This is a genomic window from Bacillus sp. HSf4 (assembly GCF_029537375.1).
Classification (GTDB): Bacteria; Bacillota; Bacilli; order Bacillales; family Bacillaceae; genus Bacillus; species Bacillus sonorensis_A.
Window position 1 is genome coordinate 1986828 of the sequence record NZ_CP120679.1, and the last position, 26494, is coordinate 2013321.

Annotated in this window: 30 protein-coding genes and 3 pseudogenes; 26 read left to right on the forward strand and 7 right to left on the reverse strand. The window is 37.2% G+C overall.

The annotated features are described in order from the left end of the window. Nucleotides 1-17: 17 nt before the first annotated feature. Nucleotides 18-287: pseudogene (locus P3X63_RS22870) on the forward strand (peptidoglycan-binding domain-containing protein); the annotation flags it as partial. A gap of 37 nt (nucleotides 288-324) precedes the next feature. Here the strand turns inward: P3X63_RS22870 and P3X63_RS10145 are convergent. Both P3X63_RS10145 and P3X63_RS10150 read right to left on the reverse strand, forming a co-directional pair. Continuing rightward, a complete protein-coding gene (locus P3X63_RS10145) occupies nucleotides 325-606 on the reverse strand; it encodes a hypothetical protein (RefSeq protein ID WP_277692805.1) in 282 nt (93 codons plus the stop codon). Between the two features lie 51 nt (nucleotides 607-657). Continuing rightward, nucleotides 658-894: pseudogene (locus tag P3X63_RS10150) on the reverse strand (T7SS effector LXG polymorphic toxin); the annotation flags it as partial. 391 nt (nucleotides 895-1285) lie between these two features. Between P3X63_RS10150 and P3X63_RS10155 the strand changes: the two are divergent. Further along, on the forward strand, nucleotides 1286-1831 hold the full coding sequence (locus tag P3X63_RS10155) for a hypothetical protein (RefSeq protein ID WP_277692806.1): 546 nt from the start codon (nucleotides 1286-1288) through the stop codon (nucleotides 1829-1831). 371 nt (nucleotides 1832-2202) lie between these two features. Here P3X63_RS10155 and P3X63_RS10160 read toward each other — a convergent pair whose 3' ends face one another. Further along, a complete protein-coding gene (locus tag P3X63_RS10160) occupies nucleotides 2203-2571 on the reverse strand; it encodes a YolD-like family protein (RefSeq protein ID WP_277692807.1) in 369 nt (122 codons plus the stop codon). 101 nt (nucleotides 2572-2672) lie between these two features. Further along, nucleotides 2673-3263, reverse strand: a complete 591-nt coding sequence (locus P3X63_RS10165) for a hypothetical protein (protein ID WP_277692808.1) — start codon at nucleotides 3261-3263, stop codon at nucleotides 2673-2675. Between the two features lie 461 nt (nucleotides 3264-3724). On the opposite strand from P3X63_RS10165, the gene P3X63_RS10170 reads away from it, so the two are divergent. Next, on the forward strand, nucleotides 3725-3886 hold the full coding sequence (locus P3X63_RS10170; RefSeq protein WP_077736748.1) for a helix-turn-helix domain-containing protein: 162 nt from the start codon (nucleotides 3725-3727) through the stop codon (nucleotides 3884-3886). A 9-nt stretch (nucleotides 3887-3895) separates the two neighbouring features. Here the strand turns inward: P3X63_RS10170 and P3X63_RS10175 are convergent, their stop codons facing one another. After that, nucleotides 3896-4528, reverse strand: a complete 633-nt coding sequence (locus P3X63_RS10175; RefSeq protein WP_077736747.1) for an immunity protein — start codon at nucleotides 4526-4528, stop codon at nucleotides 3896-3898. Between the two features lie 166 nt (nucleotides 4529-4694). On the opposite strand from P3X63_RS10175, the gene P3X63_RS10180 reads away from it, so the two are divergent. From P3X63_RS10180 to P3X63_RS10190, 3 genes are all read left to right on the forward strand, one after another. Next, on the forward strand, nucleotides 4695-5312 hold the full coding sequence (locus tag P3X63_RS10180; protein ID WP_256860397.1) for a hypothetical protein: 618 nt from the start codon (nucleotides 4695-4697) through the stop codon (nucleotides 5310-5312). 15 nt (nucleotides 5313-5327) lie between these two features. Then, nucleotides 5328-5600, forward strand: a complete 273-nt coding sequence (locus P3X63_RS10185) for a DUF3986 family protein (protein ID WP_026587190.1) — start codon at nucleotides 5328-5330, stop codon at nucleotides 5598-5600. 155 nt (nucleotides 5601-5755) lie between these two features. Further along, entirely contained in the window at nucleotides 5756-6094 is a 339-nt protein-coding gene (locus P3X63_RS10190) for a hypothetical protein (protein WP_277692809.1), read from the forward strand. A gap of 243 nt (nucleotides 6095-6337) precedes the next feature. Here the strand turns inward: P3X63_RS10190 and P3X63_RS10195 are convergent. Next, nucleotides 6338-6643 (reverse strand): annotated as a pseudogene (locus P3X63_RS10195) (alcohol dehydrogenase catalytic domain-containing protein); the annotation flags it as partial. Between the two features lie 892 nt (nucleotides 6644-7535). Here P3X63_RS10195 and P3X63_RS10200 point away from each other — a divergent pair. The 8 genes from P3X63_RS10200 (at nucleotide 7536) to P3X63_RS10235 (ending at nucleotide 15537) form a co-directional block, all read left to right on the forward strand. After that, nucleotides 7536-8522 (forward strand): mannose/fructose/sorbose PTS transporter subunit IIA, encoded by a 987-nt coding sequence (locus tag P3X63_RS10200; RefSeq protein WP_026587193.1) that lies wholly within the window; start codon nucleotides 7536-7538, stop codon nucleotides 8520-8522. 37 nt (nucleotides 8523-8559) lie between these two features. Beyond that, nucleotides 8560-9360, forward strand: a complete 801-nt coding sequence (locus tag P3X63_RS10205; RefSeq protein WP_026587194.1) for a PTS mannose/fructose/sorbose transporter subunit IIC — start codon at nucleotides 8560-8562, stop codon at nucleotides 9358-9360. 22 nt (nucleotides 9361-9382) lie between these two features. Next, nucleotides 9383-10294: a PTS system mannose/fructose/sorbose family transporter subunit IID gene (locus P3X63_RS10210; RefSeq protein WP_077736735.1), complete on the forward strand. Its 912-nt coding sequence runs from the start codon at nucleotides 9383-9385 to the stop codon at nucleotides 10292-10294. Nucleotides 10295-10459: 165 nt separating this feature from the next. Continuing rightward, the gene (locus tag P3X63_RS10215; RefSeq protein WP_026587196.1) at nucleotides 10460-10855 is read left to right on the forward strand and encodes a DUF956 family protein; all 396 of its coding nucleotides are present in this window, start codon (nucleotides 10460-10462) and stop codon (nucleotides 10853-10855) included. A gap of 414 nt (nucleotides 10856-11269) precedes the next feature. After that, nucleotides 11270-12157, forward strand: coding sequence for a sulfite exporter TauE/SafE family protein (locus P3X63_RS10220; RefSeq protein ID WP_026587197.1), 888 nt, complete (start codon nucleotides 11270-11272; stop codon nucleotides 12155-12157). Nucleotides 12158-12428: 271 nt separating this feature from the next. Beyond that, nucleotides 12429-12725 carry a hypothetical protein gene (locus P3X63_RS10225; protein ID WP_277692810.1) on the forward strand — a complete coding sequence of 99 codons (297 nt, stop codon included), beginning with the start codon at nucleotides 12429-12431 and terminating at the stop codon, nucleotides 12723-12725. A 228-nt stretch (nucleotides 12726-12953) separates the two neighbouring features. Then, a complete protein-coding gene (locus P3X63_RS10230) occupies nucleotides 12954-14207 on the forward strand; it encodes an MFS transporter (protein WP_277692811.1) in 1254 nt (417 codons plus the stop codon). A 199-nt stretch (nucleotides 14208-14406) separates the two neighbouring features. Then, nucleotides 14407-15537: a Rap family tetratricopeptide repeat protein gene (locus P3X63_RS10235; protein WP_026587200.1), complete on the forward strand. Its 1131-nt coding sequence runs from the start codon at nucleotides 14407-14409 to the stop codon at nucleotides 15535-15537. An 852-nt stretch (nucleotides 15538-16389) separates the two neighbouring features. Here the strand turns inward: P3X63_RS10235 and P3X63_RS10240 are convergent. Further along, the gene (locus P3X63_RS10240; RefSeq protein WP_026587201.1) at nucleotides 16390-16995 is read right to left on the reverse strand and encodes a DUF1643 domain-containing protein; all 606 of its coding nucleotides are present in this window, start codon (nucleotides 16993-16995) and stop codon (nucleotides 16390-16392) included. 287 nt (nucleotides 16996-17282) lie between these two features. Between P3X63_RS10240 and P3X63_RS10245 the strand changes: the two genes are divergently transcribed. The 12 genes from P3X63_RS10245 to P3X63_RS10295 all read left to right on the forward strand — a co-directional run bounded on the left by P3X63_RS10245 (nucleotide 17283) and on the right by P3X63_RS10295 (nucleotide 26100). Further along, nucleotides 17283-17885, forward strand: coding sequence for an SAM-dependent methyltransferase (locus P3X63_RS10245; protein ID WP_077736733.1), 603 nt, complete (start codon nucleotides 17283-17285; stop codon nucleotides 17883-17885). 127 nt (nucleotides 17886-18012) lie between these two features. Further along, entirely contained in the window at nucleotides 18013-18546 is a 534-nt protein-coding gene (locus P3X63_RS10250) for an AAA family ATPase (RefSeq protein WP_277692812.1), read from the forward strand. Nucleotides 18547-18571: 25 nt separating this feature from the next. Then, nucleotides 18572-18919: a DUF3221 domain-containing protein gene (locus P3X63_RS10255; protein ID WP_236251264.1), complete on the forward strand. Its 348-nt coding sequence runs from the start codon at nucleotides 18572-18574 to the stop codon at nucleotides 18917-18919. A gap of 25 nt (nucleotides 18920-18944) precedes the next feature. Then, complete coding sequence (locus P3X63_RS10260; protein WP_026587205.1) at nucleotides 18945-19505, forward strand: GNAT family N-acetyltransferase; 561 nt, start codon at nucleotides 18945-18947, stop codon at nucleotides 19503-19505. Nucleotides 19506-19703: 198 nt separating this feature from the next. After that, nucleotides 19704-20675 (forward strand): alpha/beta hydrolase family protein, encoded by a 972-nt coding sequence (locus P3X63_RS10265; protein ID WP_277692813.1) that lies wholly within the window; start codon nucleotides 19704-19706, stop codon nucleotides 20673-20675. A 198-nt stretch (nucleotides 20676-20873) separates the two neighbouring features. Continuing rightward, entirely contained in the window at nucleotides 20874-21554 is a 681-nt protein-coding gene (locus tag P3X63_RS10270) for a hypothetical protein (RefSeq protein WP_277692814.1), read from the forward strand. A gap of 211 nt (nucleotides 21555-21765) precedes the next feature. Continuing rightward, nucleotides 21766-22413: a hypothetical protein gene (locus P3X63_RS10275; RefSeq protein ID WP_277692815.1), complete on the forward strand. Its 648-nt coding sequence runs from the start codon at nucleotides 21766-21768 to the stop codon at nucleotides 22411-22413. Between the two features lie 220 nt (nucleotides 22414-22633). Further along, nucleotides 22634-22804 (forward strand): DUF3986 family protein, encoded by a 171-nt coding sequence (locus P3X63_RS22875; protein WP_442858866.1) that lies wholly within the window; start codon nucleotides 22634-22636, stop codon nucleotides 22802-22804. Nucleotides 22805-23612: 808 nt separating this feature from the next. Then, nucleotides 23613-23744 carry a hypothetical protein gene (locus P3X63_RS10280; RefSeq protein ID WP_256860393.1) on the forward strand — a complete coding sequence of 44 codons (132 nt, stop codon included), beginning with the start codon at nucleotides 23613-23615 and terminating at the stop codon, nucleotides 23742-23744. A 95-nt stretch (nucleotides 23745-23839) separates the two neighbouring features. Beyond that, on the forward strand, nucleotides 23840-24331 hold the full coding sequence (locus P3X63_RS10285; RefSeq protein ID WP_277692816.1) for a Rok-like winged helix domain-containing protein: 492 nt from the start codon (nucleotides 23840-23842) through the stop codon (nucleotides 24329-24331). 363 nt (nucleotides 24332-24694) lie between these two features. Continuing rightward, the gene (locus P3X63_RS10290; RefSeq protein WP_026587211.1) at nucleotides 24695-25030 is read left to right on the forward strand and encodes a hypothetical protein; all 336 of its coding nucleotides are present in this window, start codon (nucleotides 24695-24697) and stop codon (nucleotides 25028-25030) included. Between the two features lie 635 nt (nucleotides 25031-25665). Next, nucleotides 25666-26100 carry a dUTP diphosphatase gene (locus tag P3X63_RS10295; RefSeq protein ID WP_026587213.1) on the forward strand — a complete coding sequence of 145 codons (435 nt, stop codon included), beginning with the start codon at nucleotides 25666-25668 and terminating at the stop codon, nucleotides 26098-26100. The last annotated feature ends 394 nt before the right edge of the window (nucleotides 26101-26494 follow it).

Here is a 26494-nt window from a genome sequence, read left to right on the forward strand (position 1 = left end):
AGAAAAAGTCATCTTCAAGCGGAAAAAAATCATCTTACAAGCTGCCGTCCGGCATCTATAAAGTGAAAAGCCCGATGATGAAAGGAACAGCTGTCCGGCAGATTCAGGAGGCGCTGTCTGCTCTTTATTATTACCCTGACAAGGGTGCCAAGAATAACGGCATTGACGGCTATTACGGCCCGAAAACGGCAAACGCGGTCAAACGGTTCCAGCTGATGCACGGGCTGTCTGCTGATGGCATTTACGGGCCGAAGACAAAGGCAAAACTTGAAGCACTATTGAAGTAAGTAAAAAATCCCCCCTAAAAGGGGGGATAGATCCTTATTAATCTCTGTTTAGAACTTTAATTAGCGTATCAACCATTTGCTTTATTTGCTTTTGATTTAGATTTCTCATTCCATGTTCTCTTATAAAATTATTGGCTGCATTCCATTGCTCATTATTTTTTATCTCATGAAGTTCATAAAGGAACATCTTTATATTATTATCACTTTCATCCTTTCTGTAATCCTCTGCTAAATCTCTAATATCAGAGAAATCCATACTAGGATTAAAATAACATTCCAAAAAATATTTGAATTTTTCTAATGTGAATTCTTTGCTCAAACCTTCTCACCTGACTTTACAACAGGAAAACCTGTCACAATTATATCCATTCTCCATTGAACTATCTTTTTTAAGAATAAAGGATTCATAGAACTTCAAGAATGGGGTATGACTTTCCTCATAAAAAGAACGAATCGCGTCACCGCCTTTTCCTTTTAAAGCATCGTCAAGAGACGTGATTCCATCCATGCTTTTTTTGACGTTGGCGATTTCTTCTGATTGCCTTTTTAATTGTTCGAGCGTTTGGTCAATTGCATTGTGCAACGCCTGAACATCTAAGGTCTTCATGGCATTCTCCTCTAATACTAATGGTTACAATCAGTATAGAGTTTACCACTTTCCTTTGAATGAGTCTTAAGGAAAAAATACAGGAATACTCCTTTTATCTCATTCACTGAATTTTTAAATAATGTTATAGTGTGAAGGTATTCATATAATATACAAGTTAGTAAAAAAAAGCTTAAATTTCATAGTTATCATTGAACTTACAATAAATATAATATATGCTAATTTATGTAAAAGTTAAGCGGGTATTGGGGGGAGCTTTCCTTTTCCCGCATTCTTTAGCTAGCAGTCAGGAGGGGATCTGGTATTGTAACATTAACTCCAAAATCAAATGCTGGAAATTGATTAAAAAATCTTGTCTTAGCAAAAAATTCACTTTAAAGGAGATTGCAAAATGAAAAATGTGTACAAAAAGATATTGATTTCTTTCTTAGCTTTTCTTTTAATTTTTTCAGTAGTTGGATCACCGGTTTCGAGCGCAAAATCAAATTCAAATGACCAAGAGATAGAATCGTTGGCTGAAGATTTAGAATTTCTAATGGAAGAAGCTAGTATCTATGATTCAAACAACAAATTAGTGGGATTTAATTTCGATAAATTGACAGAAAGGTTTGGTGAAATTGAAGAATTACAGATACTTGAAAAAGAAATAAAAGAAGGCACTTGTGAACCTAAGGAAACTAGTGAATTTCAAGTACTAGCTGCCAAGGGTACTTGGGGAGACTGTATGATAGATGCATTAAAGGATCACTTTGGTGTTGCGTTAATAGAAGTTGCTTTAACTGGAGGTTTATGGACTTATTTAGAACAAAAAGCTTATAAAGAGGCCGCTAAACTTTTGTTAAAAATCGGAATAGGAGGGAATGTTATTGGTCTGGTAGCGTTTCTTACTTGGTATTCTGCTAAATGTTTAGAAGGACGGGGGCCTTGGGCCAAATAATAATAAAAAAGTAATTCCTAATTGTTAATTAAAAAACTGATTATCAATTACTGCATCTGTGAATAAACGTCTGAATTAAGGAGTATTTTGTATGACCAACAAATTAAAGTTGTACTTCCTTGGATATTTTATTTTTTTTCCGTTAACTTTTATGTTAATTTATTTTATCTGGATGTATCTGATTAAAACTAAATATTTATGGGATGTTCTTTCAAACTGTACATCTATTATTGGATTGTACTATATATTTACCAGTATAATTTTTGTTTTTCTTTTGAAAAAAGAAGTAAAAGAGAGTGATTAAAAGAGATTGAAACAACCCAAAAGGCTGCCAAGGAAAATCTGGCAGTCTAACCTTCCTTTTTAAAAGACTATTTAATTTCTACACCGACGACATCCTCAAATTTAATGAGATTGGTGTCTCCTTTTGAATCCACAACATGGAACAGCTTGCGAAGTTGATTTATGTAATGGATATGGCCCTCTATTTGAACGATCTCCCCGGTTTCGGGTCCGTTAAGCATTGGCAGCGGCTTAAATACAGAAAACTGAACTGGATGATTAAACTCCATTGCTTCACTTATGGCCATTTCCATATCCTCGATCTGAGACATGTCAAGAACCGGCCTTTTTACTTTGTCCTGGTTGCTTTCTAACTCGCGAAGCAGGCTGACATGCTCGGGCAGCATCATGGCCGTCCATTTGATTGATCCCCGATCTTTCAAGTTGTCATCTTTCATGGTGTTCATCTCCTTGAGATGATTATAAGGGAACGTTTGTTCTGTTCTCAACAAGAAAAATAACCCATCCAAAGTAAAGCCCTCTTTAAAAAGAAGGCTTTTTATTTTGGTGGGCGAATTTCAATCAAAATAGAATTTTTATTAAGCTGGATTTTAAGTGTAAGTTTACAAATTTTATTGGAGGTTGTGTAATTTGGATTAGCCTCCTTGAGAGCAGCCTCTAAAGTCTCTTCTTCAAAATTTAAAGTATCCAGTAATCTATACACTGCGAGAGTTCCCGTACTTGACCAATTCATAACTTTGTCTTTATCAACAGTGGTGTATACGCGAAGGTCAATACCTGCAAGCTCTTTATCTTTATTATGTATGCTTGATAAGATATAACCTTTATGCTTTTCATCATTATCAGCTTCTTTGGCTAAAATGTGAACATAGCTCCCACCATCAATCTTGAAAAAGTCCTCATCTTTTTGAAGGTGGGAAGGGATTTTTTCCTTACCGTCATAGATACCATTATCAATGTATTTATTATATTCATCAATAAATTCATCTAGGGTAAAATTGAATGTGCTCTTTGTTTCAGCAACTTCTGTCTTTTCTTCAGCTGTAGCTGTCTGGTTGTCCGCTTTATTTTCTGGTGCACTGCTGCATCCTGCCAACACCAAAAATAAAACCAGTAATATCTTTTTCATAATGATCCCCCTCTTGTGTAAAACGAACATTTTCATTTTAAAACAAAAGAGGGGATTATCCAATGTGTTAACAGTTAAGTGAACACCCACAAATGCACCCACAAAACACCCACAATCAAAAAATATTTCTTGATATTTTATCCTACATAAAAAAATGAAACCCTTATATATCAACGTTCATGACCCAATATGATATATAAAGGTAATATAGGTTATAATCCGCACACAAGTCCACCCTTGGGAGCGCGAGCAGTATATGTCTCAGTATTAATGGGTAAATCATTGATTTAAAAGAGTATTAGTAAAATAAGATGGTGGTCAAAATGAATGGTAAGACCTTAATTGATAGGTTTGACCACTTTTTGACCACCAAATTTTATAAAAAAATTACCTCATGATTGAGTTGAAATAACTTTCATAACTGTCCACTGATTTGTTTTCAGATTCTCCGATACATAGAAATGTTTGATTTAAAAAAGGGCTTAGGGATATCATCATCAACCTTAGTTAAAATGTCTAAAAGGTCATTGGCAGTCATTCTGAAAATCTGCGAATACTTAGAGTGCAATATTGAAGAAGTAGTAGAGTTTGTTGAAGATGAAACTGCAGATGCAAATAAATAAGTAGTCCAATTAATGAGCGACTTGATTTGCTTTTCTTATGGCTAAGTCCATAACTCCTTGCCAATAATCAGCTTTCTTAAGAGCAGTTTTAATTATGTCACTGTCTTTCTTATAGCCAACAGGATTATAACCAGGAGAATCATGGATAGGTAGGAAATCAATATAGTGAACAGGGTTTTTAAAATCATCCACCGTTATTTTCATGGTAATTAACTTAATTATCGTAACCTGCTTTGAGCCAGAAGAAAGTCCGCCAATTATTGCTCCTACACCTCCTGCAAAAACCCCACCGATTGCTGCACCAGAAGTCTGCTTACCTCTAGAAGCTGTGGACACTATTTCATTGTGTTCATTTCGTTTGTAAATTTTAAAAATCTTCTTGGACTCGTTGAAAGAAATTTTTTTATTGTAATTAGTAAAAGAACCATCAGTTTTAAAGTCTGAATCGAATTCTTTAAGCATTTCAACATTATTTCTAATCTTTTTGGCTAATTGTTTATTTCGTATTCTATACGGCTCGGTTACCAAAAGTAATATTCCTAATACGGAGAGTATCACAGCAAAAACTTTCCACCCGTCCATAAAATAGAAGAAGACTGTCAATACTCCATATAAAATATAAAATAAAACCTTATTATTCACCAGTATGCCACAATTTTCTTTCTCAGGAATGTTTATCTTGAGCAGAAGGGAAACACCATCAACGCAATATTTGACTGATTAAAGTGAAATTGACTGAATTAACTGTTGATTCCCATACCTTATATTGATATATTTGGAATGTAAATAATTAACTAGGAGGTCAAATGTGGCGAAAAAGTTTATTAAAACTATTGTCTCACTTTTGGTCTTTGTGTTGGTTATGAATGTTCTGAGTCCATTATCTCAAGCAATTGAAGAGGGAAAAGAGGATGAAAGCATTGATTTCAACTCAACTCTCAATACATATGATATTTTTCCAAAAAACATTGATGGAACATCTTCAATTTCATCCCTCAATAAAAAAGATATTCAAAGTTTTAATAATGAAGAGTTTGAAAAAGAATTTGATTTTTTAATAGAAGACCCAATATTTCAGCTGTTAGAACAGGTGCTAGCCAAACAAGAAGTTAAGGACGCTGAAATAAAGCAGATGTGGATACCAGTAGTTGCTGCTGCTTTAAGGGTCTTAATGAGCAAAGTTGGCAGATCTGGAATGAAAAAAGGTTGGGCGATTGCGAGGCCGCATGTCCAAAAAGCTTTAAAAGCGCCGAGCAAATACAAGATCGATGGCCCCGGTGGTGGTGGCAGAATTATTCAGGTTCGTTTAAAATCTACCGGAAAACCAATTTTCAGATTAGATTACTATCCAGTTAAAACAGGAGGCCCCTATAAACTTCATTACCATGTGCCGCCTAACATGAAAAAACATCATATCATTTTCTAAAGGGAGGGTTTCCAAATGAATTATGATGAAACACAACATCTACATTTTAGTTACAATAAAAAGGGATTAGATCTTGAAGCAGTAGGATTAAAGCGACTAGATGTTGATGTTTGGGACGTTTATTTTAACTTTCAGGATCATAACATAAATGAACCAACTATGAGGTTTTCAAAAATCGATCCATTCGGTTGTAAGATATTTTCAATAACAAGTAAAGATTTAAGTGAAGATGAGGCGACTCAATACTTCGAACTTTGGATTAAACATGAGTTAAATAAAGCTCTCTAATTTAAGCTCCCTCGTTATGAGGGAGCTTTATAGTAAGCTGAGAAAGAATAAACACAGCATAGCAATATGTATCTTGAGTAGAAGAGAAGGAAAGAGACTAATCAAGGCTTTTTTTGTAAAGCTCCGGATATGTTTTTAGAAGGGTATGATATTTCATGAGAATTTTTTGGTTTTTTTTGGCTGGCGCTCTGATTGGAATAATAATGAATACTATTCAAGAAATTTTTTCGTCTGCTGTCACAACAACTGTTTTAGTGGTTCTTGTGGCTGCTTGTTTTGTTTTTGACCTAGTTAAAGGTAAGAGGAGCCAAGAGCAGGGTGATAAAAAATATGAGTTTATATGGTGGATTGCAACAATTCTCATGGTTCTAGTGATGACTTTTAATACTGTCTTTTTAAAAATTGATCCTAAGTATAATATCATCGTTGTATTGATTCACATTTTGTTCATGGTGATTATTAAGAGTAGATGGAAGAAAGCTAAGACAGATTAAGCAGGTGGTCGACCTGCTCTTTTCGTTCCATCTCGGCTGATTTTTTCCGGTGTCAATTTTCTCCTTCAGTTTCAAAATAAAAGAGACATTCATTGGGATGCCTTTTGCCGAAAATGATGTCTGGATTTAGCCTTTGCGGAAATATGTTTAATTCAAGGTTAAATAATCAAACCCTTTATAATTGTATACCAATCTGCAAGAAGAGAATCCTGATTTTCAAAATGGATGAATCGCATACTAACGAAGTGTTTCTCGACCTGTTAAGCAGTACTCGCAGCGGCCACAACTTTCAAACATCCATGCAATAGAGACGCGGTCTCCCTCTTTTAAGCTGGTTACGCCTTCACCAATCTCGGTTACAATGCCTATTCCTTCATGACCTAAAGTGACACCTGCAACATCACCAAAATCAGCATTCTTCACATGTAAGTCAGTATGACATATATCACAGTATTCCATCTTCACTTTAGCTTCACCATGTTTTATAGGACGCAATTCTTTTTTTACTATTTCTACATTTTTGTCTTTCGTTGCTACTACTGCTTTCATCTAAATAACACCATTTCCAATTTATGTTAGGGTATAAAACCTACACTGGTAATTTAGCACAATATTCTTCTTGGAAAATCAACATAAATATGAATTTTTTTTTAGATAAATGGCAGACTATGAACGCAGAGCAGTCGAATTCTCTCGACAGCTTTACCAGCGTCTTGCTCAAAGCAACAGAGTATAGAGTGAAACTTTCCAAGTTGTATCCGTAAAATTGGAAGCTGTTAAACGTTGTCAGTTCCATTTAGCATCTTAGTCTGGTGACAGGTGACCATCAACCACAGGTCATATCTGACTCTATCTCTGTATGCTTCAAATCGGCATTGACATTTATATTTCGGCCCTATTTTTTCTTTGCAATTAGGGATGATTGGGAAGTATAAGTATACATAGTCAACTTTGATCCTGACGATAAAATGACTGAGTTGTGCAGACTCTTTTCGTTTTGCGACTTGTACTTGCAGAGTTCGCAAGCTATTCGATGAGAATGATAAAAATATTGTGATCTATCACAATATTTACAATTAAACGACTTATTTTATCGTCTTGATTTTTCATAAAAATGTCATAGAGGAGTCGATCTTCAACCTTTTTCCTATGTTATTGTAATAATTGAACAAATAATCCGATAGGGAGATGAAGCGATCAGTATAGTATAAATAAATAAACTGGTAGTTTTTTAATGTATTTATAAGTGACGATTAAGAATCAACGAGGCTTAAAAACAGTAAAATGAAAGCGGTTTATAGAAATGGTGATACAGAATGAGGGGGTCTTAAGAGGAGAAAAATCCTTTTAAATGACAAAGACTGACGAAACTGAAGTATAAATAGTTGTGTTGGTTGTGTCTATTCAAAAAAAGAAGGATGGAATATTAGGAGGCAGAGAGATGGTAGGGATTATCCTGGCAAGCCATGGAGGATTTGCTGAAGGCATCTTACAATCTGGCACAATGATTTTGGGAGAACAAGAAAACGTTAAGGCTGTCACCTTAATGCCAAGCGAAGGTCCAGACGATTTGAGAGCAAAAATGGAAGCAGCAATTGCATCTTTTGATAATCAAGATGAAGTATTATTCCTAGTCGATCTATGGGGAGGTACACCATTCAATCAAGCTAACCGCTTGTATGAAGAACACAAAGACAAATGGGCAATCGTTGCTGGTATGAGTTTGCCAATGTTGATTGAAGCTTATGCATCCCGTTTTTCAATGACGTCTGCTCAAGAAATCGCAGCACACATCATCAAAACAGCAAAAGAAGGGGTTAGAATGAAGCCTGTAGAGCTAGAACCTAAAGACAATACTGTGGCTCAAGTTGCTGAAGGTGGACAAGCAAAAGGTGTGCTTCCTCCTGGTAAAGTAGTTGGTGACGGGAAGATTCAGTTCGTTTTAGTCCGCGTGGATTCTCGTTTATTGCATGGTCAGGTGGCGACTGCATGGACAAAGGCTACAAAACCAAATCGTATTATCGTAGTTTCAGATGCAGTGTCTAGAGATGACCTTCGAAAGAAATTGATCGAGCAGGCCGCACCGCCAGGGGTTAAGGCAAATGTTGTTCCAATCAGCAAAATACTGGAAGTTGCAAAAGATCCCCGTTTTGGTGACACAAAAGCACTGTTATTATTTGAAAACCCATTAGATGTCCTAAGAGTTATTGAGGAGGGCGTGGATATTAAAGAAGTGAACGTTGGATCTATGGCTCATTCAACCGGTAAAGTGGCCGTTAGCAATGTACTTTCTATGGGACGAGAAGATGTTGAGGCTTTCGAGAAAATGAAAGAAAAAGGCATCCAGTTTGATGTACGGAAAGTACCCAGTGATTCTCGTGTAGACATGGATGACATTCTAAACAAAGCGAAGGATGAATTAGCATAGCGATATAACAAAATTTATATAAAAAGGAGGGCATATGATGTCTATTATAGCAATTGTTTTCATCATTTTAATTGCTTTTCTAGCTGGTATGGAAGGGATATTAGATGAATTTCAATTCCATCAACCACTAGTGGCATGTACATTAATCGGTTTAGTAACAGGTAACTTGGAGGCCGGTATTGTTCTTGGCGGTACACTTCAGATGATTGCACTTGGATGGGCGAATATCGGAGCAGCCGTAGCGCCGGATGCTGCATTTGCGTCAGTTGCATCAGCAATTATTTTAGTATTGGGCGGACAAGGTGTTGACGGTGTCGCATCGGCAATCGCAGTAGCGGTTCCACTTGCAGTAGCGGGTCTTTTCTTAACAATGATCGTTCGTACAATTGCTGTTCCTATCGTACATATGATGGATGCCGCAGCTGAAGAAGGAAATTTCAGAAGGATCGAAATTTTGCATATCGTTGCGGTGTGTTTACAAGGTATCAGAATTGCGATTCCTGCAGGAGCACTTTTATTCATCCCGGCAGAAAGCGTTCAATCATTCTTGGAGTCAATGCCTGCATGGCTAACAGACGGAATGGCTATTGGTGGTGGAATGGTGGTCGCTGTTGGGTATGCACTAGTTATTAATATGATGGCAACAAAAGAAGTATGGCCGTTCTTCATTATTGGTTTCGTAATAGCTGCAATTTCTGAATTAACACTTATTGCACTTGGTGCATTGGGTGTAGCGTTAGCTCTTATTTACTTGAATCTTTCTAAAATGGGCGGTTCTTCAAATGGCGGCGGAGGCAATTCCGGCGACCCGCTTGGTGATATCTTAAACGATTATTAATTCTAAAAGGAGGAGAAGAGAAATGGCAGAAAAAATACAACTAACAAAAAGGGATCGCTTAACCGTTGCATGGCGTTCTACATTTATTCAAGGTTCTTGGAACTATGAACGCATGCAGAATGGCGGCTGGGCCTTCTCAATGATTCCGGCAATCAAAAAATTATATCAATCAAAAGAAGATCGTGTAGCAGCGTTAAAACGTCACTTGGAATTTTTTAATACGCATCCTTATATAGCTTCACCGATTCTGGGAGTTACACTAGCACTTGAAGAAGAACGTGCTAATGGTTCAAAAGTTGATGATGTGGCCATTCAAGGAGTTAAAGTTGGGATGATGGGTCCTTTAGCCGGTGTTGGTGATCCAGTATTTTGGTTTACATTACGTCCGATGTTAGGTGCTTTAGGGGCATCATTAGCAATGGGTGGAAGCATCCTTGGGCCAATCCTTTTCTTCTTGGCTTGGAACCTGATTCGTTGGGGATTTATGTGGTATACACAAGAATTTGGATATAAAGCCGGTTCTAAAATCACCGATAATCTTTCAGGCGGATTATTGCAAGATGTTACAAAAGGTGCATCAATCCTTGGTATGTTTGTTCTTGCTGCCTTAGTGCAACGGTGGGTATCGATTAAATTCTTGCCAGTCGTTTCTGAAGTTAAGTTAGATAAAGGCGCGTATATTGAATGGGACAAACTTCCTGGAGGCGGAGAAGGGATTCGTCAAGCTTTTGAACAAGTAAACTCGGGACTGGCACTTTCATCTACGAAAGTAACAACCTTACAAGATAACTTGGATCAATTAATTCCTGGTTTGGCTGCATTGCTTCTGACATTCTTATGTATGTGGTTGCTTAAGAAAAAAGTCAGCCCAATTGTCATTATTCTTGGCTTATTCGTATTTGGGGTAGTTGGTCACGTTATTGGGCTTTTATAATTAAAGTGAGGATTATTGATTGAAGTATAGTGTAGTAGCACACTTCTGTCGTCTGTGAATCGATAATAGTTCGCATACAAAAAGTGGCTGGAAAATGATTGTCTGAGCCATTTTTTGTATTGGGTTGAAATGAATAAATCAGATAAATGAAATGGAGTGGATATCATGGTTCAATCAATTAATACAAAGGTCGATTTAGTAATGGATGCCACCGCTTTTACGGGATTGACGGACTATGGGAAAATTATGATTGGTGATCAAGGGTTTGAATTTTATAACTCCCGTGATCCTCGTAAATTTATTCAAATTCCATGGGAGGAAGTAGACTATGTGATAGCCTCTGTGATGTTTAAGGGGAAATGGATTCCGCGTTATGCGATTGAAACGAAGAAAAATGGGACCTTCATTTTTTCTTCTAAGGAACCTAAGAAAGTTCTTCGGGTCATACGAGAATATGTAAATCCGGATCACATGGTACGGTCCTTAAGTTTCTTTGATGTTATTAAACGAGCTTTTAAGTCGATAGGTAAGAAGAATAATGGAATGAAAAGAAGAAGGTGATTTTTCATTTTAAGTATACTAAGGTTATTCATGTTTTAGATTTAATTAGAGGAATTAAACATGAAAACAAATACTAAGGAGTATGTGGAGATCATGGTACATATCGACCCTAGAACACGCACCGTTGCTTCTTCTTGAACAAGCTTTACATTTCGTGTAGTTTTGCCCTTGCCCGTTCTTTCGCTTCCCCTTGACACTTTTCCTGTAGTAATTCAAAGCGGCGTCCGTCCTTAACATCTCCATTTGCTCACTTTCTCTCAACGGGATGATCACATTTTACCAACAGATGATCTGAGGATTTTCCATTTAAAATGAGTGAAGATTTTTTATTTTTTAAATTCACACTTTACAGGTGGGAATAATATGAATTATGATATTTAACAATAAAATAAGCCAACGAACTGAGGGGGAAAAATGAAAAAGTTAATTGTGTTTGTCTTTATTGGATTATTTGCACAGCTGATAGACGGTGCCTTAGGAATGGCGTACGGGGTGACTTCATCCTCGCTGCTGCTTGCTTTTGGAATCGCACCGGCGGTTGCCTCAGCATCCGTCCACCTGGCGGAAGTCGTCACAACCGCTGCGTCAGGTGTGTCGCATATTAAGTTTGGAAACGTCGATAAACAAACGCTCAAACGCCTTGTCATCCCTGGATCAATCGGGGCATTTCTCGGCGCTGCATTTTTAAGTAACATCCCCGGAGAACTTGCAAAACCTTATATTTCAATGTTTTTGCTCGTCCTTGGTGTGTATGTGCTCATTCGCTTTCTGTTCATGTTTAAAATGGGAGAGCAAAAAAGCGGTGTCAGTCTTTCGAGAGGGAAAGCCGTTCCTTTAGGGCTAATTGCCGGTTTTGCCGATGCGACCGGAGGGGGAGGCTGGGGACCGATTGCCACCCCGGTCCTGTTATCCAAAAAAGGAGCCAGTGCCCGAAAAGTGGTGGGAACTGTTGATACAAGCGAGTTTGCCATTGCCGTTTCGGCAACGTTAGGATTTTTCATTTCCCTCGGCTGGGAAGAAGTGAATTGGCTGTGGGTCGGCGCGTTGATGATTGGCGGAATCATTGCGGCTCCGATTGCCGCCTGGCTGGTACAAAAGGTTCACACCCGATTAATGGGCGTTCTGGTCGGCGGGTTGATCATCCTCGTCAACGCAAGAACGCTGATCAATTCGTGGTTCGATCAAACAGCATTATATCCGATGGTTTATGTTGGAATCATTGCAGTTTGGATATCAGCTATTGTTTATATTGTCATTAAAATAAGAACAAGTGATCCAGCTGCTCAAGCGTTAAATCAATAGCTCTCCGCGTGGCCCGGATAACAGAAGGAACATTCGTAAAAGACATGAGATTTGAACAAATGTTTAGGGATAAGCGCCATGGGGATTGGAGCTAGTACGGTTTGGATCAAAGTCAAGATGTGAGAAAACAGCCATCAAAGCAGAATCTTTCGATCAACCACATGCCATCTTCACCTTAAAGGGACAGAGGTGAAGGTTCAAAAAGGAGACGGAGTTGTTGAAGCCTGCAATATGCTATACTTTATATACCAAAATATCGGAGGCTTGAACATTGGTTAACTTTGATCCTGAAAAATTGAAGAAACTCCTTGATTCTGCGACAAACCCAGCAAATCCAAAGGATACAAAAATAAAGAATTATTACGTGAATCAAGAGTTTGTAGCCTTTGATATTGATTCTGAAAATGTGGAGATTGCTTTGCGCATTGCTGGTCATTTAGGAAAAACCGCCACGACCTTTACGATAACAAACTTCCTTTTTCTTGACACAAACCAAATTGACTACATTCAATTTATGGTTTTTAAAATCAATGACCCAGAACTTTTAGCATTCTTAGATGAAATATAAAAGCAAACCCCACAAAAAGTGGGGTTTCTTATGTGTTTTTTCCTTGGTCCTTTTTCGGCTGCCTTAAAGCTTCATATGAAAAGAAAGTTGGAAAGTTTAAAAAAGCCCTTTCCACTTTATAAAAATTACCTTAATTATTCCAGGTCAACATTGACATAAACGAAAAATAGAATATGCTTAATGAATAGACACTGTAAAATTGAGGAATTTTTGTAAGGGGGAACTTAAATGAATAATGATACAGTGTGGCAAAGAAATTTCACCTTTCTTTTTTGCTCTAAGATGGTGAAGATAACGGCCGATTCTTTGGCATTTAACACAATCCTGTGGTTTCTTATTTTGGATGGAAAAGGGGCTGTTGGAACAGCCTTTTTAATAGCTGTAAGTTTTCTTCCTCAGGCTATATTGGGGCCAATCATTACTCCTTTGATGAAAACAAGTACATTGAAGTTTTGGATGTTCTTTTCAGACTTAACGAGGGCATTAATCATGTTAATTATTCCAATTTGCTACTTCAATGGCTTTTCACCTTTGCCGTTTATTATTTTGCTTATGCTTGTGCATTCTGCTACAGGGGCTTCATATGATCCTGCTTCTGTTTCTTTAATTCCGAAAATTGTGAAGCAGGAAATGATTCAAAAGGCGAATGCGACAATACAATCTGTAGGCCAAGCAATCAAATTAGGAGCGGTTTCACTCTGTGGTGTTTTAATTGTATTGATTGGTGCAGCTCATACAATGCTGCTGATATTACCTCTCTATGTAATATCAGCTATTTTAGTCTTATTCATAAAGTATAGTGTGAGTGAGGTGAGAAATGCGAAAGCAGCCAAACCACGAGAGCCATATTTAAAGAAGTTAAGAAGGGGATTCATGCTTGTAAGGCGTCATCATATATTGTTTCCATTAGCCATTTTTTGTGTGTTTTTAAACTTAGGATCTGCACCATGGGAGGCGCTTGCAGCAGTCTACATAGCCGAGGATTTAAACCAGGGGGCAATTATTCATTCTATAGTGAGGGTTTTAACCACAGGCGGGGCTTTTTTGATGGGCTTTATTTTGACTAGAGTGAAAGTAAATCGTTATGGGTTGTTGTTTGTTGCTGCTGGCATTGTAGAAGGAACAGCTTTCTTCATTACAGGTATGAATTCACTTTTACTGTTGGTGTTTGTTGCAGCCTTTGTCTTAGGAGCAACGATTAGCGCAATAAATGTCCCAGAGCATACGATCATACAAATATCGGTTGATGATGAGGACCAGCCCCAGGTCTATGCTGTTATCAGTATGATTTCATATGTAATGATTCCTATTGGTGCTTTAATGGCTGGGTATGCTGCGACTGTTTTTGGGGCAGGAAAAGTCATCGCTTTTGGAGGGATAGTCGAAATACTTGCAGGACTCGGTATCTTAGCTTTCACAAAACTCGGAAAATCTCAACGATCAGATTTATCAAATGCCAAAGAAGATAGCTTAGAGCTGTAACAATATGAGTGTGTCACATTTGCATTCTAAACATTCAGACTATTTGATATAATAGATTATATTCTGTCATTTGTGGGAATTTTTCAATGTTTAGCGAAGATAATGTCAATTTTGCTTGTCAAAGAGAAACTTTAGTGTGGAAGAGATAAGATATCCACTTAATTGGCTTTGCCTTAGCTTAATGAGAGGGGTTTAAGTAATGTCTACTGAAAGTGTGATTCCGTATGATCTAGTGGCAACGAAGATGAACTATTGGTATAACTGTATAAAGAATAATAGGAGAACTGCGGCTGAGAAGGCGAAAGCTGAAGTTAAGCAAGAAATAAAAATAATGGAAGAAAATCAAGATGTTCTTGTTTATTTTTCGTTATTAGAGTTCCGTCATCAGCTTATGTTGGAAGAGTTTTATCCAAATACTCGCGAAAAAATTATGCTGCAATACGAAAAGTTGAAGGAAACACGGGGGAGTCAAGACCTCAATGGAATGCTTGAATATTATTATCATTTTTTTATGGGGATGTACTACTTCAGACAAAAAGAGCTTATATTCTCATTGAATTGTTACAGAAAGGCAGAACTAGAAATAGAATCGATTGATTGTGAGGAAGCAGAGAGAGCTGAATTTTATTTTAAAATGGCTGAAGTTTATTATCACATGAAACAAACATACTTCTCGATGAATTATGCTAAACGTGCTTATGCCATATATCGAAATCAACCCGCCTATGGCAACAAACGTGTACATTGCCAGCTTGTTATCACAGGTAATTGGCTTGACAACATGCAAACTGCAAAGGCATTGAAACATGCAAATCAAGCGTTAGAAGATGCTGAGAAATTTGGCGAAAGTTATTTGATAAGAAAAGCACTTTTTAACATCGGCCTATGTTATACTCATCTTGAAGAACTTGACAAAGCATCCGATTTTTATTTAAAAGCACTTCATATAACTGAACCAAAAAACCCTACTTTTGAAGCAAAGACATTATGTGTTTTAGCATTTGTGAAAGCAAAGTCAAACGATTTAAAATCGTCAAGAGTTTTTTATAAAAAATCATTGGAAATCGCCAAGAAAAACAACATAAGGGACACTTTTGAAACACTGAAGATAATTAAGGGAGTATATCTAAAAGATGATTTGGAAATTGTAAGGGATGCTTTTAAGTTCTTCGAGGAAAAAAAGATGTATCCCGATATGGAGTGGTATGGAATTGCTATTGGTGACTCGTTGAGCCAAAGAGGAGAAATCTTGGCTGCTAATGAATTTTATCGCAAGGCAATTGAAGCACGAAAACAAATTCAAAGGGGAGAGATTCTAGATGAAAGCTAAACTTTTAATTTGTGGAATTTTAGTGTTGGGACTTACAGGAGTAGCTAGTGTTTCTTTTCTGCATCAGGAACATGACAGCTATAATGTTGCTATTAGAGCAGAAACTTGATCATTATGATAATCAAGCGCAGCTAATTTAAAATGGGAATTGATAAATGAAGGTATTACCATTGAATATAGATCTACCATTTCAAGTGTTTACTAAAGAGGTAGGTCTATTTTTTATTGAGATGTAGGGCATATGCTATTACTCTTCCCCCAGCTAAGGTGTTAGCAAAATAAGCAAAGATATATTCAATGTCTTTTCACTGTTTCCCGTAAAAAGTTTCAGGTTCACCTAAAAATGACATTTCAGGATTAGACTTTAAATAAGCAGGGGGAAGAAAGACAACTATTCCACGGTTTTTATTTACTGAATAATTTAGGGTTAATTCATTTTCGGGATGTAGGTTTGCAGCAGTGGTTACAAAAACAATATTCCAAGCTTATTCTTTTAAAAAGACCCCAGGCTCTCGCGAGGGCAAGTCATTTTTACATAACCTAAAAGGAAGCATCGTTTGAAGAAGAAAAATGGTATGTATTTGTTGGAGAAGTAACTACAAAAGCGTATGATCTCACGTTGAAAAACAAACTGTCTTTACCTGATTCTCCACTTAAAAAAAGAAAAGGCCACATAAAATCACCTGATTTTACAACAGTTGTTAAAGGCGTGGGGGAACTAATTGATGAGAAATTTGAAAGTAAACAATTTTATCTACATGTAGAGTTAAGTACAGTTGCACGATGATATGATTGTTACTGAGCTTGGCTGGCCTAAAGGGGATACCCGTTATTTCCCCTTTGATGAAAAAATTAAGTGGATAAAGGGTATAACTCAAGATTTACAAGCCTATTTTTAGATGGATGTCGTGGGAAGCGGGTTAATGTTAAAAGATTTTCATGCTGAGTTTTAATGGCATAAATCTGATCTTGTTCTATTTCTTGAAGAAGAGCAATGCAATCCTCGCATTGTTTCCTATATGCTTGTTTATTGAATTTTTTTGGGTATTCACCCCAAGCTAATATGACTTTTTTGGCACCTTTAGCTAGCGATCTTATAATCTGGAGATTGTTTTCCGTTGCTTGCCTAAATAAATCACTATTCTCATTTTGTAAATAGCTAATCAAAGATGATAACAGTTTAGAATCTGTTTCATAAAAAGGATAAAGGTTAACGACATGTATAGCACCCACTTCATTCAATGAGTGACTAAACTTGCACAGCTTTCCTATAGTCAAGTCAGAGATTTTCTTGTCTGCCTTACTTGGGTTTAACATGATAAAAACATAGGATGAGTCTAAACTGTTATTTAATTTGATTGATAAGCAGTACCTAGCTTCAATTGAAGCTGTTAACCTTTCTGTTTTGCATTCTACGACTTCTTTCACAAAATTAGGATTATATTTATAAACAGGCAAAAGAGATCATTCCTTCCCGGTTCATGACTGAGAATATTTTACCAAACGATGGATAAGAAAGGAAGGGAATCAATGTGTTTTTCGGGGGCAGCTCTAAGACAACATTTAAAAAAGTACTATCCGAGGCAAATCAGATTTGACCTGAATGGTTTGATAAAACATCTGCTTATACGTTGAAGTATCTAGGGTCTTGAAATAAATTGTTAAGCGTGAACCGTTAGCTGCCTAAACTGATGTAGGTGAAATGTTCATGTGGAACCATCTTTAGAAAAGGGAGAGCTGTGATCATGAATTCTTTTTGGAATACCCGTTTTCAAGATGAGAAATATGTGTATGGAACTGAACCGAATGCGTTTTTAGCCGACTCGCAGAAGAAACTTCAATTAACGGGAGACGCATTGGCGATTGCGGAAGGGGAAGGGCGCAATGCCGTTTTTTTGGCCGAACAAGGAATGAATGTCACTTCATGGGATTATGCGGAATCCGGATTGAGAAAAACTGAAAAGCTTGCCGAATCCCGAAACGTAGCAGTTCATACTGAGCTTGTTGACTTAAATGAAGCGACATGGATAAAAGATCAGTGGGACGAGATCGTATGTATTTTCGGGCATTTTCCAAAAGAATTACGACATCAAACACTTTTAGGAGTGAAAGAAGCGGTGAAACCGGGCGGGTTTTTTGTTACAGAGGTTTATTCCACTCACCAAATTCCGTATAAAAGCGGAGGACCGCAGGATTTGGAACTTTTATATTCTCCGGAAGAATTTTTACAAATTTTCTCTGATTGGCGTATTGTTCACTTTTTCATGGGGGAAGTGGTTCGTCATGAAGGGGAATTCCATCATGGCTTGTCTCATGTTATTCAATTTATCGGACAAAAAAGAGGGTAGAGTTACGCTTTTTATCGGCCGGTTCGTTTCACGCTTTCGTGTGAAATGCCGGCTTTTTTCTGATTATTCGGGAGGATCATGATCACTTGTGCCGAAATGAAAAAGCATATATAAAGCAGGTGGAACGATGAAAAAAATGTATATCATATCCGGGCCGGCAGGGGCAGGTAAATCCACGATTTCAAAGAGGCTTGCTGAACAGTTTGACGGGAGCGCTTATATTGAAGGAGACCTCATCAGTGATATGGTGATCAGCGGCTACCGTCCGCCCTGGGAAAGCGAAGAATCATTGGCATTAACTTGGGAAAATATCGCTGATGTCAGCATTAATTTTATACAGGCCAATAAGACAACTGTAATTGATTATGTCGCTTTTCCGGAGGAAGTGGAAACCCTTTCTGAAAAGGTTTATGGCGCGGTGAAGGATGCTGACATTTTTTATGTTGTTTTATGGGTTGAAAAAGATGAATTGTTGCGGAGAGACGCTTTAAGAATGAAAGAATACCAGATGGGAGCAAGATGTTTGGCATTAGCGGATGAGTTCAAACGTAAAGGAATAGATGAACGTTTTCTTTATGATATAACCAACATAGATATCCCCGACATTCTTTCCAACATAAAAGAAAATCCCCGATTCAAATTCGGGAAAACGAATTTTTAGGAAAGGGGACGATGTATTGCAAAAAGTGTTGTGGCTTGTTTCGCTTTTGGCTGTTTTAGCTGGGGGCGGCTGTCAAGCAAATGAAGAGATGCCTGCTTCAGAGAATGGACAAAGTAGTGTAGGGTACATTTTCTTCAAGAAGGAGGATAGTGCAATCTTTATTGAGAGTCAACAAAAACCAAATGATGAGGATTACAAACTAACAGAAAGAGAGATCATAAAAAAATACCGGAACAAAGTGATTTTGTTAGGGCTCAGCAAACTAAAAAACAAAGAAGAGCTGAAACAGAGACAGAAAGTAAAAGTATGGTTCAACCATTTGAAAGAATCAAACCCTCCTCAAGCAACGATTGATAGATTTGAAAAAAGGTAAAGTACTAACAAAGGAGTGAGCCTGAGTGCATAACATCGAGATAAGAAGACCGCGACTCGAGGACCAAAACGAGCTTAATCAATTTTTTAGAACAGTGGTTACAGATACATTTGCCAAAGAAGGTCTGTCAGAGCTCATTCAGGATATCGAAAGTGAAATCGAAAATAAAAAGCAGTACTTGCAAAGTGACTTGAACACGAGCGGGGAGGGCCGCTATTTTTTGATCGCTTCAGATAAAAATGGTAATCAAGTGATCGGAACAATTGAATTTGGACCTGCAAGTGAATTGATTCGTCATACAGATCGAGCGCTGCAAGAGCAGTATGAGGTCGGTACTGTATTTGTCCATCCGGATGTCCAAAATCGCGGGGTAGGGACGTTGCTTTTAAACGCAATGCTTCTCACCCTGCTGAGCAGAGGAATCGAGGAATTTTGTTTGGACAGCGGCTATCAGAGCGCTCAGAAGATATGGAAAAAGAAATTTGGTGAACCGGATTATTTGTTGAAAGATTATTGGGGAAAAGGGGCTGACCATATGATTTGGAGGATATGTACGGATGATGTGCCGATTCAATTTTGCAGATGATCATGTGGTGATATCTGCTGCAGCATTAGCGTGGCTTGAATTTCTATAGATCAGCAGAAAATGAGATACGGTGATGAAGAAGACAGTCAGAATGGGCTGTCTTTTTAGTTGATTGCCCTTATCCGCCAATCCATTTCCGTTAAGTGATAAAATAAAAGGGTTTGATCAGACTCATTTCAAAGTTCGGGAGGGCATAACGTGTTTTTTCCAAAGATGATAGATCGTTTGGCCTTATATGATTTACACAGAAAAAGAAGCAAGAATAAACATTTTTCTGCTTTTTCGTTGGATACAACGGCTAGAGATCAATTCTATAAATCAAATATAGCTGATGTCTCAATTAGACTGAATGAATCAAGAAAACATTATAGGATTGGGACATTCAGCTATCAATCCTTAATTCCATCCGGCGATCGCGTCAATGATACGTTAAAAGGGGAGGTTTTTTTTAACAAAAATGATACAGATAAACCGAATGTTATTTTTGTCCACGGCTGGCGAATGGATTCATACGATCGAATCAAAAAGATATTTCATCACCGCGTCATGAATGATTTAGGATGGAACATGTACTACTTTCCCCTTCCATATCACATTGAAAGAGAGCCGGATTATTCACTTTATAGTGGAGAATTGATGATCAGTGCGAATCTTGATCGTACAGTTGAATCAACGAGACAAGCTGTTGTAGATTTACGTGGATTAATACACTGGATAAAAGAAAATAAAACCGGCCCAGTTGTTATCGTGGGCGTGAGTTTAGGGGGATGGATTACGAATCTAATGGCTACCCTTGAATCTCAAATTGATGTAATGGTATCAATATTTTATGCCAACCGCCTTTCCTATTCGATATGGAATACAATTCCGGGTCAATTCATAAGAGAAGAATTAGAACAGCATGGTGTGACTTATAAAGATGTAGTAAGATACTGGAACATCACCGATCCTAGCCAAGCCACACCGAAAATAAACAAAGAAAACATTCTGCTGATTTCCGCTAAACATGATCAGTATATTCACTTAGAAGATGCAGATGATTTGTGGGAAAGTTGGGGGAAACCCGAAAGATATCTCTACAATTGCGGCCATGCCGGGATTGTTCTTTGTCGCAGAAAGCTGGCTTTAGATACGCTTTCTTTCATCCGACAAAAATTAATTCTTAGATGAAATATAAACGCAACCCCCACAAAAAGTGGGGTCTCTTCAATTTTTCACCTGGTTCTCTTCCGGCTTCAACTCTTCGCTTCTGATTTGCAGAATCTTTTACTGTTACCATGATAATCTAAGGGGATACACTCTTTTGCGTTTGTTCCTTGACATGAAATACCAGTATGATATTTTATGATAGATGAAAGGAATGGTTGGATGAAGAAACGAACAAAGATTTTTTATTGTAATGCTGCTCTGGCTTTGCTGGTGCTCGCAGGATGTACAGGCGGTACGAAAGAAGCAAAAACAGCTCATTCAAATAATGACTCTGTTTTAGAATCTCAAGAAGCACCCAGCGAAAAACAAGACAGCAATTCAACAGACAAGAAGGAAAATGAATCGGTGGCCAAAAAGGGATCAGAAGAATCTGCAATAGACGATTCAAAGGACAAAGAAACAAAAACCAGAGAGCCAAAACATCCATCTAAAAGTGAAAAAGACGATGCATTATCTGGATATTCTGCTGAGGAAATCGAATACGCTAGAGTTTGGTTGCAACTTGGACCAAATCAAGAGCTAGATGAATTGAATGTTCGACATATTTCGGCTGGCGAACCAATCAATCCTAATGATGACACCAGTGCTAGATATCCAGAAGATGTTATCCAATTAGCGGGTTCTCGATTAGTAGATGGATCAGTAACTTACAGTGGAAACGGGGATGGCACGATTAAGGTATACAATGTTCCTTTACGTTGGGATCGTTCTGCTGATGTAGATAAAAACTTCATGCACGAATACACAAAAGGAATAATTGAAAATAAAAAGCTTGTTCACGTAGACCCCGGCGATGATGTAAAAGTGATAAAGCTCATTGATATAATGAATATTCATTAATCAGATTGATTTTTCGCGGGAAAATACTAAACTTTCCCCAAAGTTACATTTATTGAACTGCTATACCGTTTTTATTTGTAAAGCAATCTTAGCCCTCGGATGTGCATCCATTTACCAAAAAACGATAGAAACACACATTAAACAGAAATACCGGTAAAAATGTGCAAAAAATATAGTATAATGGTTAAATGTAATGCCGAGGAGGAAAGTCATGAAAGCATTAGTGAAGTATTTAATTATTTTAGGGATCATTGGAGCAGTGACGGTAGGATTTATCGTTTTTAATGGAATACATAACAATGATCACGAGGAAATAAGTCATGATGTAAAACGAGAAATGATTAAAGAGTTACATACGAATAAGAGAAGTATTGCTTCAGAAGAATCGGAAGACACGAAAAAACGTGATGAAAAGAATTTTACGCTTGCACAATTTGAACAACGATTCAATGACGAAGCGAAAAAGCTGGAAGTAAGTTCTGAAAACATACGTTTAAAGGTCCAGGAAGGAAAAAAGAAAGAGTTAGCAGTCTATCACTTTAATCATAACCTTGCATTAACTGCAGTCATTGACAAAAAATCAAACAAAGTGATCAATGTAGTGCTGTTTAGAAGTGGTGAGATAGAGGCGGAAGGATTAACGGAATTTTATAAAAATGCTGCCGTCATAATGAATACTTTTCATCCAGAGATGACAAAAAAAGATAGAGGAAAACTATTGTTTGATGACTTAGAAGCCAATCAAGTAATAACACATGATGATTTCAGCAGAGAAAAGCGTTATGCTGGTTTTCATTATACCGTCGAGTATTCAAAAGAAAAATTACTTTTGTTGTTCGCTGTAACAATTCCACAGTGAGTATAGCCGGAAATCATTTTATTTTCAGCATAACGGACAAAGTAAAGGCAGCTCCTTTCTAGATTAGTGGAAAATAAACAAAAATTTAATGATTTTTAGCATTGGAACAGGGGTTGTCTTAGTCTGCAAATTCATGTCTTGTATGATTTGAAAGGAGAGAATTCAATCCCTCAACAAAACACCGTCTAAACAATTTTTCTCTCCTTTCAAGATCATCACGATCCTCACTACAAATGTAACTCAATGTTCCGTAAAGCGACTAGATGTTGGTGTTTGGGACGTTTATTTTACATTTCAGGGATCATTCTCTGTAAGCCAATTTGAGGTTTTAAAAATCGTTTCATTCGGTTGTATGATGCTCTCAATATTAATAAGTGATGATTTAATATAGATGAGGTAAATCAGTTTATCAAAGCTCTTTAATTTATCTTTACCGGCAAAATGATATTAAACGTACATAAATCCCGCCCGGCATGGGGGAGTGTAGTTCAGTGAGGGATTATATACTGGCATCCTCCATGGCTTTTTGTCTCCGGCTTTTCTTTTCCAAGTTTCCTTCAGACACCTCAATATCATTTAAGTAACTGTTCCAAAGATTAAAAAGCACCCATTCTTCATTTTGGTTCAATCCTAAAAATGCCCTTCAAATGAACGTTTTCCGTCCTCTTCAGGCTTTAATCGTTCTGTTATTCATCCGTATTGTTAAGCCCGGAAAGGAAGTCGTATTATTAACACTATTTTGTGGAAACCGTTTCCCAATTCAATTACACAGTAATCTGGTGTACCGCTAATGTTTAACGGCTCCCTGTCATCCAAAATAAAGGAGATAAGGCTTAATTACGACATAAAGAAAAATAAGAAAAAATTAGCATTTCAATCATTTGTATACCTGGATAAAATGCCACATGGAAAATGAAAGAAGGAGTTTTTGATCGATATTTTAACTATTTTAAAAATCGTGATCGGAATTATTATTTTGATATCGGCGTTTTTTATCATAAGGCGGTATCAAAAAGATCGAACGGCTGAGTATGATAAAGCGGACACCTTTTTGTTAATTTTAGTAGCATTTGAGCTAGTGATACTTCCAATTTAGGGATATTTGTTATATAAATAAAAGGGGAGATTGAGTGAATTGAGAAAAATAGAAAACAATTTATTTAAACCATTGATTTTTATCTTAACTATCCTTAAGTACAATGGGTTTAGCAAAAGCTCAAGCCGTTGAATTTTCTGCTGATGAATTAACAGAAATCAATAAGATTGCAGAGATATTAGAATTTTACTTTGATGAAGTTGGGGAAGTGGATGCTGCTGCAAGCACTTTGTAAACCTGTTTTTGCTTCAAATAACTTATAAATCAATTGTGAAAGTTAAAAAAGTCCTATAAACTATAATTAAACAATTGATTTAGGAGCTGGGGCTTATGTTCAATGAAAGAGAAGCTTTACGTTTGAGACTTGAGCAGCTTAATGATAAAGAGATTCATGTCATGCGGGAACTTCGAGAAGAACGAGAGAGTATTTATATTAAGCTCCGCGAGTTGGATAGAGGAAATCAGCTTCCTAAGGCTGACAAAAACTCTTCATTGATTGAACTGGCAAGTGCGGCGGCCCAAGAGTTGAAACAATCCAAAAATCTGTCTCAACATTCTTTTTCTGATGACGGCACATCCCCGTTGGACTCAGAAGCCGAAGAACGTCATAGGTCTAAAACATCAATTCAGTGGGAAGCAGCATTGAAAATATTGAATGAGCATAAAGACGGTATGAGAGGGACAAGCCTTCGTACGGAAATTGAAAAAGAAACGGGTTTCCCGGTTAGGAATATGACGACTTTCATGAATGGCTTGATGAAGCATTATCCTGAAATCGAAAAACCAGGGCGCGGTCGTTATCTCCTTAAGTCCTTTCAATAGGACTTTTTTGTTGTGCTTGTTTTATGAAGCTGATTTGATCCTTGAAGCCGATTATACAGACTGCTACACAGGAAAGATTTTTCGGATAGGGGTCTGAGCAGGAATAAACGACCTTTAGAGCTTATGTTATTACAGCTGGAAAATTCAAAAAGGTGAAATTTCTCGCCATTGAAAATGCACTTAGTGTGGATGAATTGTTCTACAATTATAATCAGCTGTGGAGTGTTTGCTTTCATTTAACTAAGCCAGTCTTTTATAAAAAATTCTCAGTTGAATCAGGATTTAGCTTAAGGAAGGATAATGAGAACCTTGAATACAAGATTTAAACGTTTATTAAGACTGCGTCATTTTGAATTCTTTCAGGTGGTATCTGCGGAGAATGACTACATAGCCCATCTTTTAATACACGATGACCAAACAGATCAAGATTGTATCGATGTTTATTTGATTTATACTCAGGAACTAGATGATGATTCTTATCAGGATGTTGTTAGCTTTAATGATGATCTTTTAGGTATGAAGTATAAGCGTACTCACTACATGAATTTGTTAAAAGTTGAGGAAGAATTTGATTTTGATTTTCCTTTTGATATGCTTGCTATTCGTCATTATGTTCAGGAAATTTTAAATATATTAGGAATTAATGAAACGCTCCCTAATATGAAAGAAAGCAATTTTGATAAACTGTCTCAAGATTGATAACCCTTGCAAAGGCAGCTCAGTCACATTACCAAAAACAATGAAAGAGAATTGATCCTAAATGAAATCGCGATTAGAAAAGAAAAAGCAAGAAAATCTGATAGTGAAGCTTTTCAAAACCTTAAAAAAAATAATATATGCAATTGTCTCCATGATTTTCGCTATATTAATTTTGGGAGTGCTATTCCTGCCTGGAGCCGGGAAAGATAAAGAGGAAGATGAACTTCACAGCCATAAATATTATAACAGCAGTCACAAGAATTATCATTCGAACCAAAAATCATATCGGAAAAGAAGCAGTAGCAGCCAAAAATCATATCGAAAGAGCAGTCACCATCACTAAGGGATTTCCCATACATACTTTTAAGGAATGAGCTGACATTGTTATGGCAGTGGTTCTTAGAATAAGAGCGGATGAAATAAATGCACCTAGCGATTGCTCGCTTTGGATAAAGGAGGAAACTCACGTAAAACGAGTGCAGTACCGGATTTAAACCAGACAGAATTGAGACATGGTATGACAAGAGTGAAGTTCAGAACGGGTGACTGACTTTCAAAGCTTCAGCTGTTATACTTTCAATAGGTTTGAGTATATCATGAAGGAATGACAATAAAGAAAAAAGGAGCCAGCACAAATGCCACTGCAAATTAAAATCAAATATTTAGATCAAACACAAACACGCATCTCAAAAATTGAACAAGGGGATTGGATTGATTTGCGAGCTGCCGAAGATGTGTCCATTCAAAAAGGGGAGTTTAAATTGATTCCACTCGGTGTAGCGATGGAATTACCTGAAGATTATGAAGCCCATGTAGTTCCTCGTTCAAGTACATATAAACATTTCGGAATCATTCAGACAAATTCAATGGGTGTGATTGATGAATCATACAAAGGGGATGATGATTTCTGGTTCTTCCCGGCTTATGCGCTCAGAGACACTGAAATCAAGAAAGGCGACCGCATTTGCCAGTTCAGAATCATGAAGAAGATGCCTGCAGTTGAACTGGTCGAGGTTGATCATCTAGGAAATGAGAATCGTGGCGGCCATGGTTCTACAGGGACTAAATAAAAGAGCAAGCCTTGGCTGTCTTCATCATGATGTACAGTCAAGGTATTATTTGAACACCCTCCTCGAATTTCTGAATTCTTCCAACAAAAGTCTTTTTAAATGCCCCTATAGTAAATCTGTGTTCTCACTGAAGAAGCCCAATTTCGTTTGAGCGGATGGAGGATTTCATTTGTAGCCAATGCGACATACAGTGTGATTGGCATCAGTGAGAAACAGGAATTCTCTATAAAATCACTTGATTCTTTAGATTTCCCTATTTTTAACCCAATTAGTTCTATAAATTGTTGAAGGAGCAAAGGATAAGTCCATTATTGAAGTATTTTTTTTATAAGAGGAATAAGGAAACATCTGCACAAACGAGGGAGTTTCCCATTTTCCAGCGTCTGCTTTTGAT